The organism is Phycisphaerales bacterium, from assembly GCA_029268515.1.
GTDB lineage: Bacteria > Planctomycetota > Phycisphaerae > Phycisphaerales > SM1A02 > JAQWNP01.
Genome location: JAQWNP010000016.1, coordinates 207,709 through 225,442, shown reverse-complemented (window position 1 = coordinate 225,442; position 17,734 = coordinate 207,709). Strand labels below are relative to the sequence as shown.

Annotated in this window: 14 protein-coding genes and 1 tRNA gene; 9 read left to right on the top strand and 6 right to left on the bottom strand. The window is 50.4% G+C overall.

Features of this window, described 5'->3' with window-relative positions:
* Positions 1 to 92 precede the first annotated feature (92 nt).
* From P8J86_11150 to ileS, 5 genes are all read left to right on the top strand, one after another.
* Entirely contained in the window at positions 93 to 641 is a 549-nt protein-coding gene (locus tag P8J86_11150; GenBank protein ID MDG2055250.1) for a DinB family protein, read from the top strand.
* 114 nt (positions 642 to 755) lie between these two features.
* Positions 756 to 828 (top strand) — tRNA-Ala (locus P8J86_11145).
* Positions 829 to 897: 69 nt separating this feature from the next.
* Positions 898 to 1,926 (top strand): hypothetical protein, encoded by a 1,029-nt coding sequence (locus P8J86_11140; protein ID MDG2055249.1) that lies wholly within the window; start codon positions 898 to 900, stop codon positions 1,924 to 1,926.
* Positions 1,927 to 1,968: 42 nt separating this feature from the next.
* Positions 1,969 to 2,934, top strand: a complete 966-nt coding sequence (locus tag P8J86_11135) for a ZIP family metal transporter (protein MDG2055248.1) — start codon at positions 1,969 to 1,971, stop codon at positions 2,932 to 2,934.
* A gap of 176 nt (positions 2,935 to 3,110) precedes the next feature.
* On the top strand, positions 3,111 to 5,972 hold the full coding sequence (gene ileS, locus P8J86_11130) for an isoleucine--tRNA ligase (protein ID MDG2055247.1): 2,862 nt from the start codon (positions 3,111 to 3,113) through the stop codon (positions 5,970 to 5,972).
* Here ileS and P8J86_11125 read toward each other — a convergent pair.
* Positions 5,955 to 6,845, bottom strand: coding sequence for a DUF3108 domain-containing protein (locus P8J86_11125; protein MDG2055246.1), 891 nt, complete (start codon positions 6,843 to 6,845; stop codon positions 5,955 to 5,957). The genes ileS and P8J86_11125 overlap by 18 nt on opposite strands.
* Positions 6,846 to 6,954: 109 nt before the next feature.
* Here P8J86_11125 and P8J86_11120 point away from each other — a divergent pair, with 109 nt between their 5' ends.
* Positions 6,955 to 7,308 carry a hypothetical protein gene (locus tag P8J86_11120; protein MDG2055245.1) on the top strand — a complete coding sequence of 118 codons (354 nt, stop codon included), beginning with the start codon at positions 6,955 to 6,957 and terminating at the stop codon, positions 7,306 to 7,308.
* Between the two features lie 37 nt (positions 7,309 to 7,345).
* Here P8J86_11120 and P8J86_11115 read toward each other — a convergent pair whose 3' ends face one another.
* The 5 genes from P8J86_11115 to ahcY form a co-directional block, all read right to left on the bottom strand.
* Positions 7,346 to 9,223 (bottom strand): hypothetical protein, encoded by a 1,878-nt coding sequence (locus P8J86_11115; protein ID MDG2055244.1) that lies wholly within the window; start codon positions 9,221 to 9,223, stop codon positions 7,346 to 7,348.
* 307 nt (positions 9,224 to 9,530) lie between these two features.
* Positions 9,531 to 10,130 (bottom strand): 30S ribosomal protein S4, encoded by a 600-nt coding sequence (gene rpsD, locus P8J86_11110; GenBank protein ID MDG2055243.1) that lies wholly within the window; start codon positions 10,128 to 10,130, stop codon positions 9,531 to 9,533.
* Between the two features lie 242 nt (positions 10,131 to 10,372).
* Positions 10,373 to 12,289 (bottom strand): hypothetical protein, encoded by a 1,917-nt coding sequence (locus P8J86_11105; GenBank protein MDG2055242.1) that lies wholly within the window; start codon positions 12,287 to 12,289, stop codon positions 10,373 to 10,375.
* Between the two features lie 44 nt (positions 12,290 to 12,333).
* The gene (locus P8J86_11100; GenBank protein MDG2055241.1) at positions 12,334 to 13,785 is read right to left on the bottom strand and encodes a rhodanese-like domain-containing protein; all 1,452 of its coding nucleotides are present in this window, start codon (positions 13,783 to 13,785) and stop codon (positions 12,334 to 12,336) included.
* A gap of 48 nt (positions 13,786 to 13,833) precedes the next feature.
* Positions 13,834 to 15,348, bottom strand: coding sequence for an adenosylhomocysteinase (gene ahcY, locus P8J86_11095; protein ID MDG2055240.1), 1,515 nt, complete (start codon positions 15,346 to 15,348; stop codon positions 13,834 to 13,836).
* A 307-nt stretch (positions 15,349 to 15,655) separates the two neighbouring features.
* On the opposite strand from ahcY, the gene P8J86_11090 reads away from it, so the two are divergent.
* The 3 genes from P8J86_11090 to P8J86_11080 all read left to right on the top strand — a co-directional run bounded on the left by P8J86_11090 (position 15,656) and on the right by P8J86_11080 (position 17,684).
* The gene (locus tag P8J86_11090) at positions 15,656 to 16,420 is read left to right on the top strand and encodes a hypothetical protein (protein MDG2055239.1); all 765 of its coding nucleotides are present in this window, start codon (positions 15,656 to 15,658) and stop codon (positions 16,418 to 16,420) included.
* A gap of 95 nt (positions 16,421 to 16,515) precedes the next feature.
* On the top strand, positions 16,516 to 17,280 hold the full coding sequence (locus P8J86_11085) for a hypothetical protein (protein ID MDG2055238.1): 765 nt from the start codon (positions 16,516 to 16,518) through the stop codon (positions 17,278 to 17,280).
* Positions 17,277 to 17,684: a hypothetical protein gene (locus P8J86_11080; protein ID MDG2055237.1), complete on the top strand. Its 408-nt coding sequence runs from the start codon at positions 17,277 to 17,279 to the stop codon at positions 17,682 to 17,684. Before P8J86_11085 ends, P8J86_11080 begins: the two co-directional genes overlap by 4 nt.
* The last annotated feature ends 50 nt before the right edge of the window (positions 17,685 to 17,734 follow it).

Genomic DNA, 17,734 nt, shown 5'->3' with positions numbered 1-17,734 from the left:
AGGAGCAAGGATTTAGCAGTTGGGTTGATGCTCTGGACAACTTGACGTGATTGGTCTCTGGGGGCGAGCATTGCCCCACAGGTTTTGGGAATATGGCAGATTTGGAGAAGCCAGCAATGGGTCAAGCAGCCATTTTGGGACAGGTGGTTCGATGCAGTGAGCAATTCATGCTTCGGCTCATGGTCGGATTTGATGAACAATCAGCACTGGAACAAAGGCCTGGGCTTCCAAATCATCCGATTTGGACGTTGGGCCACTGCGCCTTCACCATGACTCGGGTGGCAGCTAGCTTAGATGGAACGGATTTGCCAGCTGATGACTTCACTGAATCTGATAGCGATCAAGGAGAAAGAGTTCGTTTTGAAATACCGTCAATTTGTCGAGGGTCGCTGCCAACAAGTGATTCCCACATGTATCCTTGCCTGATGCGGAGTCAATCAATCTTTGCCTTCGCTTGCCAGCGTCTGGCACATACAGTGAGTCATCTTAAAGATGATGAGCTAGAGGCTGAATTGCAATGGCATGATGGCTCAATCTCAGTCGTTAATCTTATTGCTAGAGTTTGTTTTCATAATGGAGCTCACAGCGGGCAACTTCTTGATCTCAGGCGAGTTCTTGATATGCCGCGGGTTATTGGATGATGTATGCCTAATCCATTGGCTTGAACCAAAAATAAATACGATTGGCCTTTCAGGCTCATACTGTTGGTTTCTACTTTGGCATGCGCGGGAAGTTATACTACGGCTTCCCATATCGGGGCAGTAGCTCAATTGGGAGAGCGCCTCGGTCGCATCGAGGAGGTTGTGAGTTCGAGTCTCATCTGCTCCATTGCCTCAATCTCAATAGAGAATCTTACGAACCTTCATAGACCGCTTGATTTGCGGAAGGACCTAGACAATGTTTATATCAACAGGCCTCGCAGTAATGACTCTTGCAATTGCCAGTACGTCATCGCCCACAGGACCGAGCAGTGGCAGTCGCTTGACGCTTGCAATTGGCAGTGCAATTCAGGATTCAGCGGCGGTTTCTTCCCAAGCCGATTCTGTAGATCAGGCAGCTGTCCCAGGGTTGGGGCAGGAAACATCATTTATTCCTGGGACCAGATTGACCACTTCAATAAGTTATGCCTATCTGTTCAACTCATCGATTGAAGGTGGTGGCTCATTTAGTCTGGGACGCTTTCGCATTCGTGGGCGAGGTGTAACAGCGCTGACTGATACGCTTGATCTCAGTTATGGCGCTCGGTACCAATTAGATTCGTTTGATTTTTCTGACCAGGGGAGCAATTCATTCTTCGGTAATTCCCCATGGAGCAGTGTGGATTCATTGCAGTTAAATATGGGCGGGGTGTTGACGATTGACAGACAATGGCGCGTCTTCGGCGGTGGTCAAGTGCGTTTTGGAGCGGAATCTGAAGCAGACTGGGCTGATGGCATTGAAGCTGGTGGTGCGGTGGGCGTAAGCTATTCGTTCAGTCCAAATCTGACGATTGGTGGGGGCTTTGGCGTGACCACGCGATTAGAAGATTCGCTCTACTTTTATCCAATTGTGATTGCTGACTGGCGCATTTATGACAATCTTCTATTCACGACACGCATGTCCACTGGTTGGGGTGATGAAACTGGTATTGAGTTGGTATATACCCTTGCCGAGGGTTGGGATGTTGGTTTGGGTGCTGCCTATGAATGGACTCGTTTTCGATTGGACGATGAGGGCCCAGCATCCAGAGGTGTTGGTGTCATACGTTCCTTGCCGGTCTATGGCTTCTTGCGGTGGAATGCGACGACACGATCTTCGATCTCTATCTATTCTGGATTAAATGCGTGGGGGCAGCTGGAAGCTTTAGATGCGAATGGCAATACAGTTGCAGATCAGAAATTTAGGCCGGGTTTCTTGCTGGGGATTCAAGGTCAAATTACCTTTTAGGGTCGTACTTATAATTTATTCAAACGAAGAGAGTCTCTGGTCGTGATTTCACCAATCTGGTTACTTGTTATTTACTGTGTCCTCATCATTCTTGCCTCCCTACTGGGAGGGTTTCTTCCTATCTATATGAAGATGACTCACACACGTCTGGCATTGGCTTCAAGTTTTGTTGGCGGGGCAATGTTGGGTGTGGCCCTTCTTCATCTGATGCCAGATGCGATAGACGCTCGTCTAGAATTGGTCGCGGATGAGGGTGGAGCAGTGCATGATGCTCTAGTTCCGGTGATGCTCTGGGTCATTGCAGGTTTTTTACTGATGTTCTTCCTGGAACGTTTCTTTTGTTATCACCACCATGGTGATGTTGAGCTCATATCAGATAATAAAAATAAAGATGATCGCTGCTCTGAACCTGGACATAGTCACGATGTGGGTTGGTTTGGTGCCATGATTGGACTGACGGTGCACAGTATGATTGCAGGCCTCGCTCTTGCGGCTAGTGTTTCTGCAGGACTTTTGCCTGATGGGAAAGTTCAGGGGCTTGCTGGCTTTGGTACCTTTCTCGTGATTGTGCTGCACAAACCTTTTGATAGTTTCACACTGGGAACCATAATGGCAGTGGAGAAAGCTCAGCGAGCACGACAACATCTTGTCAATTTATTCTTTAGTTTCGCGGTACCGGTTGGCGCGTTTTTCTTCTGGCTCGGCCTACTTGGTGATGAAGAAAGTCGGCTTATGGCCAGTACGGTGGGTCTGAGTATTTCTGCTGGGGCATTCTTATGTATTGCACTCAGTGATTTGCTCCCAGAGCTACAATTTCACTCTCACGATCGATACAAACTCTCAATGGCTCTTTTTCTTGGTCTTGGGTTGGCGTGGGGAATTACTCGATTAGAAGTTCTGGGAGAATCAATAGATGGCAAAAGCCATGAGCACGGCCATAAGCATGCTCAGGTGGACTTTGAGCCTAATCTTGTCCAGTCTGCAAAAAGCCATTGGGGCGCGTCTTGACCAGTCCAGCATGGTGGGTATGCTCACCCCGGCCTCTTTTGTTTCGCCGTCGTATTCAGCGGTATCAATTGACGGGTTTCCGTTGGCTGGCTTCAGGATGTGGTCGGCTGGATTATGAGGATGAAGGAGCGTCCCTGTCCTTTTGAGAGGCGTAACGAAGGACACCTAAATGCCCTATGAGCGATGCAACTGGAACTAATTTCAAGAAGACGCTGAACTTGCCTAAGACGCCGTTTCCGATGCGGGCGAACCTGGCTCAGAACGAGCCTGCCAGTATCAAACGCTGGGAGCAGTGGAAGCTATACGATCGAATTCAAGAGAGTTCAGATGATGCCCCGAAAGGTCTCTTTGCCTTTCATGATGGGCCGCCCTACGCCAATGGATCGTTACATGTTGGGCATTTACTGAATAAATGTCTCAAGGACATCACGGTTCGTAGTCGGATTTTGTTGGAGTATGCTTGCCCCTTTGTTCCTGGCTGGGATTGTCACGGGCTGCCCATTGAGCACAAAGTTCTTGGGGATATGGTTGAGTCAGGCAAAGTCGAAAAAATAAACGCACTCGATGAAGACACGCGACGGATGGCTATTCGCCGGCAGTGTCAGCAATCTGCTGAGAAGTTCATCAAGCTGCAGCGGTCGCAACTGCAGCGACTGATGACGTTTGCAGATTACGATAATCCGTACTTGACGATGGATCCGAATTACGAGCGTGAAGTACTGCATGTCTTCGCTGATCTCTTTAGTCAGGGCATTGTCTATCGAGCACTTAAGCCGGTGCACTGGTCAATTGCGAACCAAACGGCGCTCGCCGAGGCTGAACTTGAGTATGAAGATCGGGAAGATCTTTCTGTCTATGTACTCTTTCCCGCAGTTGATCATGATGCAATCGTGGGCGCCTTCGGTGTTGAGATTGCTGAGATCCCGGCGTTTATGATCTGGACAACCACGCCTTGGACGCTGCCAGCAAATATGGCCATTGCGGTGCATAAAAAATATCAATATGCGCTCGCTCGTTTCGGTGAGGTGATCGCAGTCGTGGCCGAAGAGATGATTCCGAGAATTGAAAAGGCAAAGGGTGTTAAAGCAGAGGTCTTAGCGGTGGCGCCAGGGAGTGCCCTGTTAGGACTGAGCTACCGTCATCCCTTCTGCCAGCGGGTCAGTCCAATCGTCCACGCTGAATACGTCACGCTCGAAGACGGCACTGGTTTGGTTCATACCGCACCTGGGCATGGCGTTGAAGATCATCAGACTTGTCTACACGAGGGTATCGAGGTTTATTGTCCTGTACTTGACGATGGGAGTTATGACGACTCCGTGCCCGATTGGCTTGTAGGCAAGAGTGTTTGGGAAGGCAATGATTTAGTCACAGAACATTTACGCGGCCAGAAATTCTTGTTTTATGACCATCGATTTACGCATAGTTATCCGCATGATTGGCGTTCGAAAACACCGGTCATCTTCAGATGTACAGAACAGTGGTTTGTTGGTGTTGATACGATTATGAAGTCGCCCGGTGAGTCACTCCGCCAGAGTGCGCTTCGAGATATTGAATCAAGTGTGAAGTTTGTTCCGGAATGGGGGCGCAATCGCATGCGAGGCATGCTTGATTCACGCCCCGACTGGTGTATTTCACGTCAGCGTGCTTGGGGACTACCAATTCCAGTCTTCCGCCGACCCAATGGATCTGTCTTTATGACACCAGCTTCGATCATGGCTATTTCTGATGCCTTTGGTGAGCGGGGCAGTAATGCCTGGTTCACGGATCCTCCAGAGCAGCTTCTGGCCACCTATGACCAAATGAATGATACGGATGCGCCGGATGACCTCGACATTCACAGTTTAGAAAAGATGTACGACATCTTTGATGTCTGGTTTGAATCAGGATCATCATGGCATGCTGTGATGGAATCACAGAACCGCGGTTACCCAATAGATCTTTATCTGGAAGGTTCTGATCAGCATCGCGGATGGTTTCAGTTGTCGATGCTCCCGGCAATTGCTTCAACTGGGCGACCACCATTCAAGACAGTCCTGACACATGGCTTTATGGTTGATAAAGACGGTCGTAAGATGAGTAAGTCCGGTGGTAATGCATTGGATTTCAATCTGCTGATTGAGAAGTATGGTGCCGAGGTTTGCCGCTGGTGGGTGAGTTCTCTTGCTTATGACAACGATATTAAAGTTGATATTTCGTTCTTTGACTTGGCTTCGGATGGATATCGGAAGATTCGGAATACGATTCGTTTTTTACTAAGCAATCTTTTTGACTACGATCCCTCATCAGAAAATGTGATTGATACTAAGTCGATTGACCCAGCAAGTATTGATGGATGGGTGCTCGATCGCACCGATCGCCTTGAGGCGGACGTCTTAGATGCATACCGTGATCTTGAATTCCGTCGGGTTCATCAGCAACTGTATGACTTCTGCAATGAGACACTCTCCTCGATTTACTGCGCAGCAGTGAAGGATCGTCTCTACTGTGATCAGCCAAGTAGCCCGCGACGCCGCGCAACGCAGGCCACGATGTGGGAAATTCTTGAAGTTCTTTGCCGTTTACTATCGCCAATTCTGCCCCATACTGCAGATGAAGCCTATCGAGCGATGGTGACAGATGATGCTGATCGCACTGTCCTGGATAAGACGATCTATCGATTGAGTTTTGATTGTTTGGAAGAGTGGGATTTGGTGATGCAACGACGTGATGAGGCGCTGAAGGCGCTCGAGGCTGCAAAGGCCAATGGCATCGACAATGCTCTTGATGCGGGATTGCGACTGCTTGATGAAGGCGGCGTTTTACTTCGCTTTCGTCCAGATCTTGCTGATTTGTGTGGTGTTTCGCGTGTGGAGCTAGTCACATCCGGGCCTGTGGTTGAGGTGATTGACCTGCGAGAGGAACCTCGATGTGAGCGATCTTGGAAGCGTGATGAGACCGTATCACAGCGTGAGGATGGATCGTTTCTCTCAACTCGGGATGCTGAGGCGATTGAGGCTCAGCTCTTGGACGATACAGACGAGTCAACGACGGCCAAGTAGGTCATCGCTTTTTGGTGGTTGTGGCTGGCTCCAATATGCCCACCATGCAAGACGCTTAAGCCGATAGCTGGTGCCATTTGGATTCGTGTATTTCACCATGACATGTCGCGCTTCGTCTGCCATCCAGAAATGAGTTGCCTGTCGGGCATCATCACCCTCCATCGTTAATGAAAGATGGTGTGTCCAGATGGTCCCAATCGGTACCGTCAGTTCTTCTCGTCCCTCATAAGTAATTGTGGCCTTGCGAGGTTTGTTGTTTGGTCGTTTTGTCGTTGTTTGGTCGGCGATGAGATCGACTTTTATGGTGGTCGGTGTTGTTTGGTTAGTGGGGAAGGGGAAGTTTCTGAGCGTCAGCGGAAGTGCATTAAAGAATGTGAGCTCTGTTGATTTGCCAAGGTTGCCATTGGCCTGGCCGGGGCCGGGGAAATAGTTGTATTGCTGAAAGGTAACGCCGTTGCCCTCGTCAAGAAACTGGCCGAATGTGCTGCCGCAGTCTTCTTGTGTTGAAGTGGTGAGTTTGTAAAGGCTCAAGTCAGTGCGGTGTACGAAGCTTGTTGTCAGAAATCGATAGACATAGTTCTCAGTGGGTATCTGCTCACTGAGATTGAGTTTGAAGACTTCGATAGCCCCAGGCACATTCTGGTTGCATTTGGTCGAGGTCTTTGGGTCCATCAGTTGTGTATTTGTAAAGAGGGTCGCCTCGTATGCTCGTGGTTGACCATAGATGGTTCGCTGAGCGTCATAGAGGGCCCACTCTGCCTTGCCCTGAAACCATGCGGGATCACGGCTCCAGTCACCAGTTGGACCGAGTGAGGAGGCAAGGCTAAGCGGAATGAGTAATGCAAACTGAGTCAGGGTTGTCATGATCGTCATAGAAGCAATCATAGCCCCATGAAAGGCAACTCGATCCCATTGAGTCAGTTCAGTCTCATTCTTATTGAGCCAGGCTTGTTACCATGCACTCTTGAAAGTGAGGATGGCCATGGCCGAGCAGGCAACGATTGCATTTGATGAATTTGTTCGAGTAGAACTGCGGGTTGGGATTGTTCGTGAGGCGGTGGCTCACCCCAATGCTGATAGGCTCATTCGGTTACAGATCGATGACGGCACCGCTGAGGGCCGACAAATCTGTGCTGGACTGCGGGGCCATTACGAGCCACCAGAGTCGCTCGAAGGCCGACAGGTGGTCTTTGTGGCCAACTTAGAGCCCCGCACGATTAGAGGGGAGATCTCGCAGGGTATGGTTTTGGCAGCCGTCGACGGTGAGGGTGATGGACAACGCGTTATTGCAATACAGCCAGATGCGCCAGTGCCAGGCGGCACTCGTGTGAGCTAAGTGCTGCTCCCTTGGACGAATGAAAATACGGTTCTATTTAGCTGTTGTCTGTTGCGTCGCTGGTCGTTTCCGAATCATCTGTTTCTTCATCGGTATTACCCAGTAACTCAAAGTTGTGGCGATTCGCCATGCCCTCATAACTAAAGACGCCGCTCATTTCATCTGGGTCCAACTCATCGATTGCCATCATGTTTTGCAATGCTCCGCTATGAGTGAGATTGCCATACATTTGAGTATCGAGCGGTTGAATATCATTGAGCTGTACGACGAGCAATGCCATCTTGTCATCAACTGGTAGGACAAAGGTGCGATCAGTCAGAGGTTGGTCTTTTAGAGGGCCACTGTCACTCAACAAAATCGCTCGATTCACTATTGATGAGACAGCTTCAGTGTGCGCACCAATCTTCGGTAGTGGTCGTGCAATTGGTCTAAGGAGACCGCCTTGTTGGAGTTGATAATTGAGCACGATCGGGTTGTACAGGGTGATCATTTCTTTAGGTGCAACTTCTGCATCTTCAGTCACCGTGAAATTCAGTAGGCCTTGATCAATAGCAAGGTTCGTCAGGGCGTCTGATCTTTCCGTCAAATGCTTGTAACTGTCGACACGTCTGATGTCATTGGTCACATCATCGCGGACCTCATCGATTGAAGCGGGCGCCCGCGCGGGGTCTGAGTCTGTAATTCGGAATAAGTAGAGGTCGCCGTTTTCCGCTCTCATGGGCGGTCCGTACATGCCAGTTTGAATCTGATATTTACCTGACCCGTTGAATTCCTTTGTTTCCTGCAATAAGCGCTGGATGGAAGTTGCACCTTGACCAAACTGATCATTGGTTGTGTCGCCAAGGCCGTCGAATTGCCCGGTCTTTGCAACTGGGGTCCACTGTTCATCGGCGGCACTGTAGGTGGGTAGTGAAACACCAAATTGGCCTTTGATCGCCTCAGCTAATTCTTGAAGCGAAAGTCGCTGGTCTGACCAATCCTCTGGAAGCTCAAAGAAATCACCTTTTCGGGGCACGCGGCGGGTTGGTGCCGCAAGCTCAGAACTTGCATAGCGTGAAATCAAATTCATCTGCTCAGTGGTCAGAGAGTCTAATAGGTCGTTGCGAACAGCTTCAGGAATCTCAATATCAGCGTCGACCGGTCCAAATGATGGGTTGTCGCTATTGCGTCGCCAGTGCTTATAGAGCTCGACCTCATTGAACTTAGTAGGTGACGCAGCGAGTTTTTCACGGATGTCCTGCTCAGGGATAGAGAGCCACTCTACTTTTACGCGGTTAGGAAGCTTGTAGCCGAAGCCGCGTTCGCCATCGCCAGGTTTATCATCTGCATAAGCGGCCAGTTGTGTTTCCAGTTCCTCGTCCGTTGGCTCATGCGTTGAAAGTTCAGCGTTCGCTTCAATGACTGCGATGTCTGCGTCAATGGTTGTAAACAACTCACGACCACGGGACATCAGTCGGTTGCTAGAGATGGCATTGCCAGATGCATAAAGAGCCATGACTCGCCGCGTGCCAGCCAGATTTGCCAAGGCTGCATAGACTTCCTGTTTTGAGAGCCCAATACGGCGTCGCTCTGCTTCATCCCGTTCAGTCATCTGCAGCGTTGGAAGATCACCAATCATCCCTGCCTGATCCGCTTCGCGAACGAGTAGATACCAGTGTTCTGGTGTCTGAACTTCCGCGGGGAAACCATTCGTGTTGCCTGTGGCTTGGAGCCACTCAAGTTGGCGACGAATCATTTCGAACTCACTTTGGCTTACCGCATCCTGATTTGTCCCAACAGTCGCGATACTGCCGGTTTGTGATCCAGCCCATCGAGAGAGCCCTTGAATTGCTTGAGGCATAAGGAACGCAATCAGTAGCAGTGTGCCACCAACAGCGAGAATCCACTTGTCGTATTTACGGAGCAGTTTGAACATAGTTGGTCAGTGACTTATATGGCTGCCCGAAGGGCAGCGGTGGTTCTAGTGGTCGGGTTGTCGGTCATTTTATACGAATGGTGCGGCCTGATTGTGCGGTTGCTTTTCAGACTCGGCATGGTAACGCGTTTTGGGTACAGGAAACCGCTCATTTGGCGGTTATCCCCGCTCTTCGCAGTCCGCAGTGCAGGAAGGAGTCCGATGAGCTCAAAATATGCGATGAGAGAGACCGCCCGGGCTGGCTCAAGAACCTCGGCATTCAACAGATCACGCTGCGGCAAAGTAGTGATGCCGGGACAGGGTGCGTTTATCGATAGAATTCGACGATCAGGTTGGTATTAATATCAAATGGAAGTTGGTCAGCAATCGGGGTGGACTGCACCACTGTCGATAGCTCCTTGGGATTGACTGCCAGCCAATCAGGCACAATATGCCCTGCCAAAGATTCCATGTTGTCTCGAACCATTTTGCCCGATTTTTCACGAATAGAGACAATGTCGCCAGGCTTTAGCTCATAACCGGGACGATCAACCTTGTGACCATTCACGAGGACATGGCCATGGGTCACGACTTGACGAGCTGACCAGATGGTCCGAGCAAAACCTGACCTGCGAACGATGTTATCGAGGCGAGCCTCAAGAAGTTGCAGGAGGTTCTGGCCAGTGTTGCCCTTTTGTCTGCCAGCCTTGTCGACATATCGACGGAATTGTTTCTCAAGCAAGTGATAGTGGAAGCGAAGCTTCTGTTTCTCAATCAAACGGATGCCGTAGTCCTTTGGCCGACGACCACGAAAGCCATGCATACCATTGCCGGTAAGCTGACGCTTTGTCGTGTGCTTAGGGATATCTGCGATGGGAACACCAACGCGACGCGAGAGTTTGACTTTGGGGCCGAGATACCTTGCCATTGAGTCCATCCACCAAGGAGGTAAGAGCCTCCTAAAAGATTGATGCCCTTCACCAGCGCATTGCCAGTGGTTCAATCGAGCAACAAATTAGAATTCCGAAGTCGCGGAGTGGACCATACTTCGGTGCAGTCGTCAAGGGCTCGCCGGTTGAGAAGGGGCATTGAGGGGCTGTTTCGTGTTCTGAAGGGCCTTTGCCTGCGTCTTGAGTGACAAGAGACATCAATAGAATCAGCTTGGGGTGCTCAATAGGCCCGACCATCAATCTGGTGGTACCAGTTGAGGAATGAGGTATTAACGACTTCTAGGCCCCCTGGAGTGGGGTAGTCTCCAGTGAAGTACCAGTCGCCAGTGAACTCAGGCATCGCTGATCTCAAATCCTCTACCCGCTGGTAAACAACTTCTAGTTTTCCACCCCAGCTAATGTCTTTTGGCCGAACAAGTTTACTAATTGTCTCGCTGAGTTGCTCCAATGAGAACTCGTCGTACAAACGCTTAACATGATTCTTCATTCGGCTCGCAGACCGCCTTGCCTGTGTGGCACAAGCTTTCTCGACATCCTTCAGAAGATCTTCCATGCTGTTTTCGCGAATCAGTGTGATCGCTGCCTCAAAGGCAATAAAACGACCGAGCTCACTCATGTCAATCCCGTAACAATCGGGGTACATGATTGGTGGCGCCGATGACACAATGATGATTCGCTTTGGCTCCAGCCGGCTCAGATTTTTGATAATGGACTCGCGAAGAGTCGTTCCGCGCACGATGGAGTCATCGAGTACGACAAGTGTGTCATCTTTGCTGACAACCCCTCTGAGAATATCGTAGATATGCATGACCAGACGCCGGCGTCCCCGATCATGGGTAATAAATGTGCGTAGCCTCTGATCCTTGTAGGCGATCCGTTCGTTGCGTACAACAATATCGAGACTCTTTAGCAAACTCTCTCGCGAGAAGGAACCATCTTCAACTGCTTCAATAATTTGGTCAGCTCGATCGTGCTGAGAGAGTCTTTCGATCTGCTCGATCAAGCCACTGTGGGCCGTCTCAGCAGTATTGGGGATGTAGCTAAAGACAGTGTTCTCAATATCGCCTTTAACGGCATCAAGTACCCGAGGCGCTAATGCACGACCAAGTTGCTTTCGCTGATGGTAGATATCTGGATCATTGACGCGACTGAAGTAGATCCGTTCAAAGGTGCACTGACGAATTGGTAGTGGGTCAGCAAATCTCTCTTCACGAACTTCGCCGTTGCGTTTGATGACCAAGACATGACCAGGTTGAACGGCCTGTACCTCGTCTACAGATGCGTTAAACACATTCAGCAACGCACCTCGCTCAGAAGCGACAGCCACCACACGATCATTCATCAGCCAATAACAAGGACGAATACCTGCGGGATCTCGGAAGGCAAATGCATCGCCATTGCCAAGGAGTACGGCAAATGCGTAGCCACCGTCCCATCCATCAGCCACTTTGCGAACGATACGGGTGGGATCAAGTTCCTGGGCGACAGCCGCGGCCAATTCACGTCCTTCAAGGTTTAATAGTGAGCCTGGACCCATCGTTGCATTGAGATGTCGATGCTCTTGATCAAGGAAGTAGCCCATGCGTTCAAGGACGACTTGAGTGTCTGAATCTCCAACAGGGCTTAACCCAAGTTCAACGAGCTGATCGAACAAGGCGCCGGAATTGGTCATATTGAAATTGCCGGCAATAGCGAGATTGCGACTGGCCGTAATGTTTCGGCGTATCAGTGGGTGGCAATTTGCCAGTGCATTTGACGAGTGCGTGCCATAACGGAGATGACCGATGGATGCCTCGCCCAGAAACGAGCAGGCCAGCTTGCAATCTTCGTCACTGGCGGTGGTCATATGATCAGCATCAAGCACATTGAGATCAGATGTGACTTCATCAATGACGTGCTCAATGGCGTTGTTTTTGTCTGAACGGGTGCGATTCAAAAAAGCAGCACCAGGAGGCATGTCAAACTTAACGGTTGTGAGTCCGGCGCCATCCTGGCCGCGGTTGTATTGCTTTTGCATGAGCAAGCAAAGGCGGCGGGTACACCAGGCCGCATCGCCTAATTCTTGCCGGTAGTAATCAAAACCATGGCGTTGCCTGACAAGGGTAATACCACAGTAGTGTCCGATTGAGTCGCTCATGGACAAGCAAGAGTAGAGACCTTGAGCATGCTCGGCAATGGCAGCTAGCCCGCGGGCATGCCCGTCGGCATTTTTGGAGGCCCGGCTTGCACAGGAAGATCTGCAATCCTCCAGGCATTCATGCCCCCAGCCAGGTCGCAGATTTGACTGTGACCGCATTGCATCAACAGGCTTATGGCGATGGCGCTTCTGTAACCGCCGCCACAGGTAACGACTAATGGCGTGTCAGTTGATGGCATTTCATCGAGGCGTTGAGCAAGAGTCTGTAGTGAGATGCTCTGGGCGTCTTGAATGTGGCCCTGCTCATATTCCGCATCAGTACGGACATCGAGCACTTGTGGTGCTTTGGCTGATTCAATCTGGTCATAAAGTGCCTGAGCATCAATGATCTGATTGCAATCAACAGGGCGATCAGCTGCTTGCCAGGCGCTCATTCCTCCGTCGAGGGAGCCTCGCACGTCATCTAAGCCGACGCGCACAAGATTCTCTCGTAGCGAAGTGGTATCCAAACGCCCATCTGTGACCAAGACAATGGGTTTGTCGTAGGGAACGACCCATGGGGCCCACGTCACAAACCCGCCCCCTTGCCCAACTGAAAGTGCCCCTGGGATATGTCCCTGCGCAAATGCATGCTGGTCACGAATATCCAGAATGGTGGCACCCTGGTCTGCAAGGGAGCTCACTTGATCAACACTGAGCAGCGCTGTTCCTGGGAGTTCCTTGAGAATCGCGGGCCCAGCAGCATTGAGGGCCTTCATCCGGGGGTAATAGGGTGGCGCTGGTGGCAGCGCTGCAAGGAGTTTTTCGACAAAGAGTTCTTCTGTCAGATTTGGATCGAGATACGGGTTGGCGATTCTCTCAAAGCCAAGTGTCGAGACGGGGCGGCCGCCAAGGCCAGCACCACATGAGGAGCCCGCTCCATGTCCTGGATTAATTTCGAGTCCATCAGGCAGCTCCGTTCTGGCTCGTTGGACAGAACGATAGAGTGCCTTGGCCAGGCCTTTGGTGGCTTCTTGTCCCAAGAGATCTGGTCGGCCTAGCGAGCCAACGAAGAGGAAGTCTCCCGAGAGAATAATCATTGGCACCTGATCTGAGCGGTCCCGATCGTAGAGCAAATAGCTCATGTGTTCGGGTGTGTGCCCCGGTGTGTGCATCGCTACCAAACGGACGGGACCAATCGTGAGCTCAAATCCATCTTCAATTGGAGTGTGCTCAAAGCTGACTTCGAATTGCTCGTCTTGGTCATAGGCAGACAGAAGCAGTTCAGCGCCTGTGGCTTCACTGAGTGCTTTTGCGCCAGATGCAAAGTCAGCATGAATATGCGTTTCAAGTATGTGTGTGATCTGAACTTTCTGTTCAGCAGCAAACTTGAGGTAGCCTTTAATATTACGTTCAGGGTCAACAACCATGATTGCACCTGCTTTGGTGCAACCGATGGCATACGAATAGTGTGCGAGGCCAGGTACCTCAAATCTCTCAATAAGCATGGCCGCCATTGTAGGGCACGATCGGCAAGATGCGTATCTGTTTGTGCTGCAAGATGCTTAGTAGCGGTAGTACTCAGGTTTATAGGGGCCTTGCACCTCGACGCCGATGTATGAGGCCTGCTCAGGTGTGAGCTCAGTCAGGTTAACACCGAGTTTTTCCAAATGCAGACGCGCCACTCGTTCATCGAGTTTCTTGGGCAGTGTAAAGACTTGGTTTTCGTAGTTCGTGTGGTTGGCGTGTAGTTCTAACTGAGCCAATACCTGATTCGTGAATGAATTGCTCATCACAAAGCTTGGATGGCCTGTCGCGCAGCCAAGATTTAAGAGACGCCCTTCGGCGAGCACGATGATGGAATGGCCATCAGGGAATTTCCATTCATCTACTTGTGGCTTGATATTGGTCTTCTTGCCGCCAACCTCTGTGCTTAGGCCAGCAATGTCGATTTCATTGTCGAAGTGACCAATGTTGCCAACAATTGCATTGTGTTTCATGCGGACCATGTGATCGGCGCGAATCACGTCTTTATTTCCAGTGGCCGTTACAAAGAGATCGGTGTCCCCAACGACGTCATCAAGTTTGACGACTTCATAGCCTTCCATTGCAGCCTGCAATGCGCAGATAGGATCTATTTCAGTGATCTTGACACGGCAGCCTTGGCTGCGAAGTGACTGTGCACAGCCCTTCCCAACGTCGCCATATCCGCAGACCACAGCGACCTTACCGGAAAGCATGATATCCGTCGCTCGCATAATTCCATCTACGCAGGAGTGTCGGCAGCCGTAGAGGTTGTCGAATTTACTCTTCGTGACAGAGTCGTTGACGTTTATTGCTGGGAAGAGCAGCGTTTTGTCATTGGCCATCTGGTAAAGCCTGTGGACGCCTGTCGTGGTCTCTTCAGAAACGCCAATAATTTCCGAAGCGTTATGCATCCAGAAATCAGGCGATAATTGATTCATATCCCGTAGTAAGTGGAGCACAGTAGAAAACTCTTCGCTCTCTGCTGTAGAGGGATCTGCAATTTTTTTCGTTTTATGTAGCTCTAGACCCTGGTGGACCAGTAATGTTGCGTCACCACCATCATCTAGCAGCATTGTTGGGCCTTTGTTATTACCCCAATCCAATGCTCGGAGACAGCACCACCAGTACTCTGGCAGTGTCTCGCCTTTCCATGCAAACACTGGTATGCCGCTCGGATTCTCGGGTGTTCCATTTGGGCCCACAGCCACGGCTGCAGCGGCATGGTCTTGCGTTGAAAAGATGTTGCAGCTTGCCCAACGAACATCTGCGCCCAATGCTGTGAGTGTCTCGATCAGCACCGCCGTTTGAATGGTCATGTGAAGCGAGCCAGTAATGCGAGCACCTTTGAGTGGCGCACTGTCAGCGTACTGTTCTCTCAGGGCCATCAGGCCTGGCATCTCATGTTCAGCAAGCTTGATTTCTTTACGCCCAAAGTCCACCACTTCCTGGCTCAGGTCTGCCACCTTGAAGGGCGCGTCGGACATCAGTGGAAGTTCTGTGTCAAGAAAGTTGATATTGGTCGTATCCGTAGGTGCTTGAGGTGCAGTGCTCACAAGATTCTCCAGTTCGGGGGGTCTTCAATTACTCGTCCTGATCATTGAAATTTCCAGGACAGATTTGCTCCACAGATTTACATTCATCCGTTTATCAGGATAAATGGATATATGGGGATGCTAGGGGTCAGATCTCCATTGGTCAATGCCTAAGCCATGATTCTGGTGTTCTTGATCTTGATCTCATGTGGACCAGCGAGGGCCTCTCTTGAGGGGTGTTTTAGACATTTCGAGATTCTCGGTGATGTTGATGTCGTCAAGGGCCTCGATATGGCGTATTGCTCTAATAGACAGAGCGATCACTTTTATGCATAAGACAATTATGAAAACACCAGATCCCGAGCCAAACAGTGGGCTTACCCAAACCAACTGGACCATGATCGATATGGCGGTCAGTGGCGAAGGGGAGGCAGCGGATGACGCCAAGGCAAGGTTCGTTCGCCGCTACTGGCCGGCGGTCTATGCCTACTTCCGAAAATCAGGTCAGTCATGTAATGATGCGAGTGATTTGTCTCAGGGCTTTTTCTGTGACGTGGTTTTTGGCCGTAATCTTCTAAGCAGTGCCTCACCAAAGCGAGGTCGATTCCGCTCACTATTGCTGACAGCAGCTCAAAATTATGTGCGTGAGCGTTTTCGGTACAGCCGCCGAGCAAAGCGATGGAGTGGCGCATCGCCTCTAAGTCTCAGCGAATCTGAAGCAGCTATACAGAAGAGTCAGACTGCAAAGACGCCCGAAGCGGCGTTTACTCAAGCTTGGGCGATGTCACAGATTGATGATGTCTTGCATCGCACAAAAACGCTTTGTCAAAGCGAAGGTCTTGATCTTCACTGGCTTATTTTTAAGGCTCGTATTGTTGATCCATCCTTCGAAGGTGAGCCTATTCCGAGTTACACAAAACTGGTCAAAAAATATGATCTCAATGGCCCAGGACAGGCCGCTAACATGATGGTGATCGTAAAACGGCACTTTGCAAGGTTGCTTTGGGAGGCGATTGGCGAGACGGTGAGTGATCCAATGATGGCAAAACTAGAGCTCGAAGATCTTTTGACTATGCTGGGTGATGGATCATGAAAGCAGCTATTGGACACTTCATGATTTATTCTGATGATGAACAAGAGATATCATCAACGAGTAGGGTGTCTTCGCATACTGAGGGGAGGTTGTTGATGTCCGAGCAGCCACTCAATGAGAACGAGAATAGCCAAGGGAATTGGCCACGAACCAGCTGGTCGCGGTTAGATTTATTGGGTGTTGACCAAGAGGACTCTACTCACAAAATCTACGAAGAGTTGATTTCTCGCTACTGGCCAGCAGTGTATTCCTACATTCGTAAAACAGGACGATCGCATGATCAGGCATCTGACCTCACGCAAGGTTTTATTTGTGATGTAGTCTTGGGGCGTCAGTTGTTTCATGCAGCGAGTCGCGACCGGGGGAGATTCCGGTCCTTGCTGCTCACGGCACTGAAGAATTACATTGTGGAACGCCATCGCTATGAGACAAGAGTCCGTCGAGGTGGTCGAGCGGTTCTTCTCTCATTCGACTTGGTAGAGCAAAATACCGCGCCGAGTCGTGCTGCTACATCCCCTGAACAGGCCTTCCAAATTGAGTGGGCTGGCTCTCTGATTCGTCACGTACTCGATAAGTGTCAGCAATCTTGTCGTGACGATGGTCTGAGTAGTCATTGGGAAATATTTGAGGCTCGTGTGGTGCGACCTGCGATGACTGGGGATCTCCCTTTGGGTTATGAAACTTTGATAAATAGATTTGGGCTGCCAGATGTATCCCAAGCCGCAAATATGATGGTGACGGCCAAAAGACGTTTTGCTCGATGTTTGCAAGATGAAATTTCAGCCACAGTCGAAGAGCCGATGGCAGCACCACTTGAATTGGATGGCTTATTACTGGCACTAGAAGGACGTTCGTCATGAATGACACAGATCAGTCAAGCTATTCACAAGTACTTCGCTGGGCGCTTCAAGATTCATCTGACTCGGCGATGGCATCGGCCAACTGGCTTGCAAGTGACATTGATAGTGGTCACGATTCTGTCGAGGCGCTGTTGGATGATCCGAAAGCACCTCTGAGCAATATCCAGCAGGCCAAGGGTGTATTCAAGACGATGCGAGTTGTTGGTGAGACAACAGCGGATCGCCGCCTGGGTGCAAGGCTTTATGCGGCGACGATTGCTTCTGCCCTTGTGCACCATAAAGAGCAAATATCGACGCAATCTGATGCCGCGATTACACGCAGTCTGACGGCATTGGCTGATGACAGAAAAATGCCATCGCGACTCAGGCGACTGGCACGTGAGGCGCTCTCTGGCCTTCAATAAAAACACCGGCGATATTTTGTTTTCTTTGGCTTTGATCGGTGTAAGTCGTC

Excerpts from the sequence above, each read along its gene's own strand:
- P8J86_11150 (MDG2055250.1), top strand. The coding sequence starts at position 93 with ATGGCAGATTTGGAGAAGCCAGCAATGGGTCAAGCAGCCATTTTGGGA.
- P8J86_11140 (MDG2055249.1), top strand. The coding sequence starts at position 898 with ATGTTTATATCAACAGGCCTCGCAGTAATGACTCTTGCAATTGCCAGT.
- P8J86_11080 (MDG2055237.1), top strand. The coding sequence starts at position 17,277 with ATGAATGACACAGATCAGTCAAGCTATTCACAAGTACTTCGCTGGGCG.
- P8J86_11115 (MDG2055244.1), bottom strand. The coding sequence starts at position 9,223 with ATGTTCAAACTGCTCCGTAAATACGACAAGTGGATTCTCGCTGTTGGT.
- P8J86_11125 (MDG2055246.1), bottom strand. The coding sequence starts at position 6,845 with ATGACGATCATGACAACCCTGACTCAGTTTGCATTACTCATTCCGCTT.
- ileS (MDG2055247.1), top strand. The coding sequence starts at position 3,111 with ATGAGCGATGCAACTGGAACTAATTTCAAGAAGACGCTGAACTTGCCT.
- P8J86_11105 (MDG2055242.1), bottom strand. The coding sequence starts at position 12,289 with ATGAGCGACTCAATCGGACACTACTGTGGTATTACCCTTGTCAGGCAA.
- rpsD (MDG2055243.1), bottom strand. The coding sequence starts at position 10,130 with ATGGCAAGGTATCTCGGCCCCAAAGTCAAACTCTCGCGTCGCGTTGGT.
- P8J86_11100 (MDG2055241.1), bottom strand. The coding sequence starts at position 13,785 with ATGGCGGCCATGCTTATTGAGAGATTTGAGGTACCTGGCCTCGCACAC.
- P8J86_11120 (MDG2055245.1), top strand. The coding sequence starts at position 6,955 with ATGGCCGAGCAGGCAACGATTGCATTTGATGAATTTGTTCGAGTAGAA.
- P8J86_11085 (MDG2055238.1), top strand. The coding sequence starts at position 16,516 with ATGTCCGAGCAGCCACTCAATGAGAACGAGAATAGCCAAGGGAATTGG.
- P8J86_11090 (MDG2055239.1), top strand. The coding sequence starts at position 15,656 with ATGCATAAGACAATTATGAAAACACCAGATCCCGAGCCAAACAGTGGG.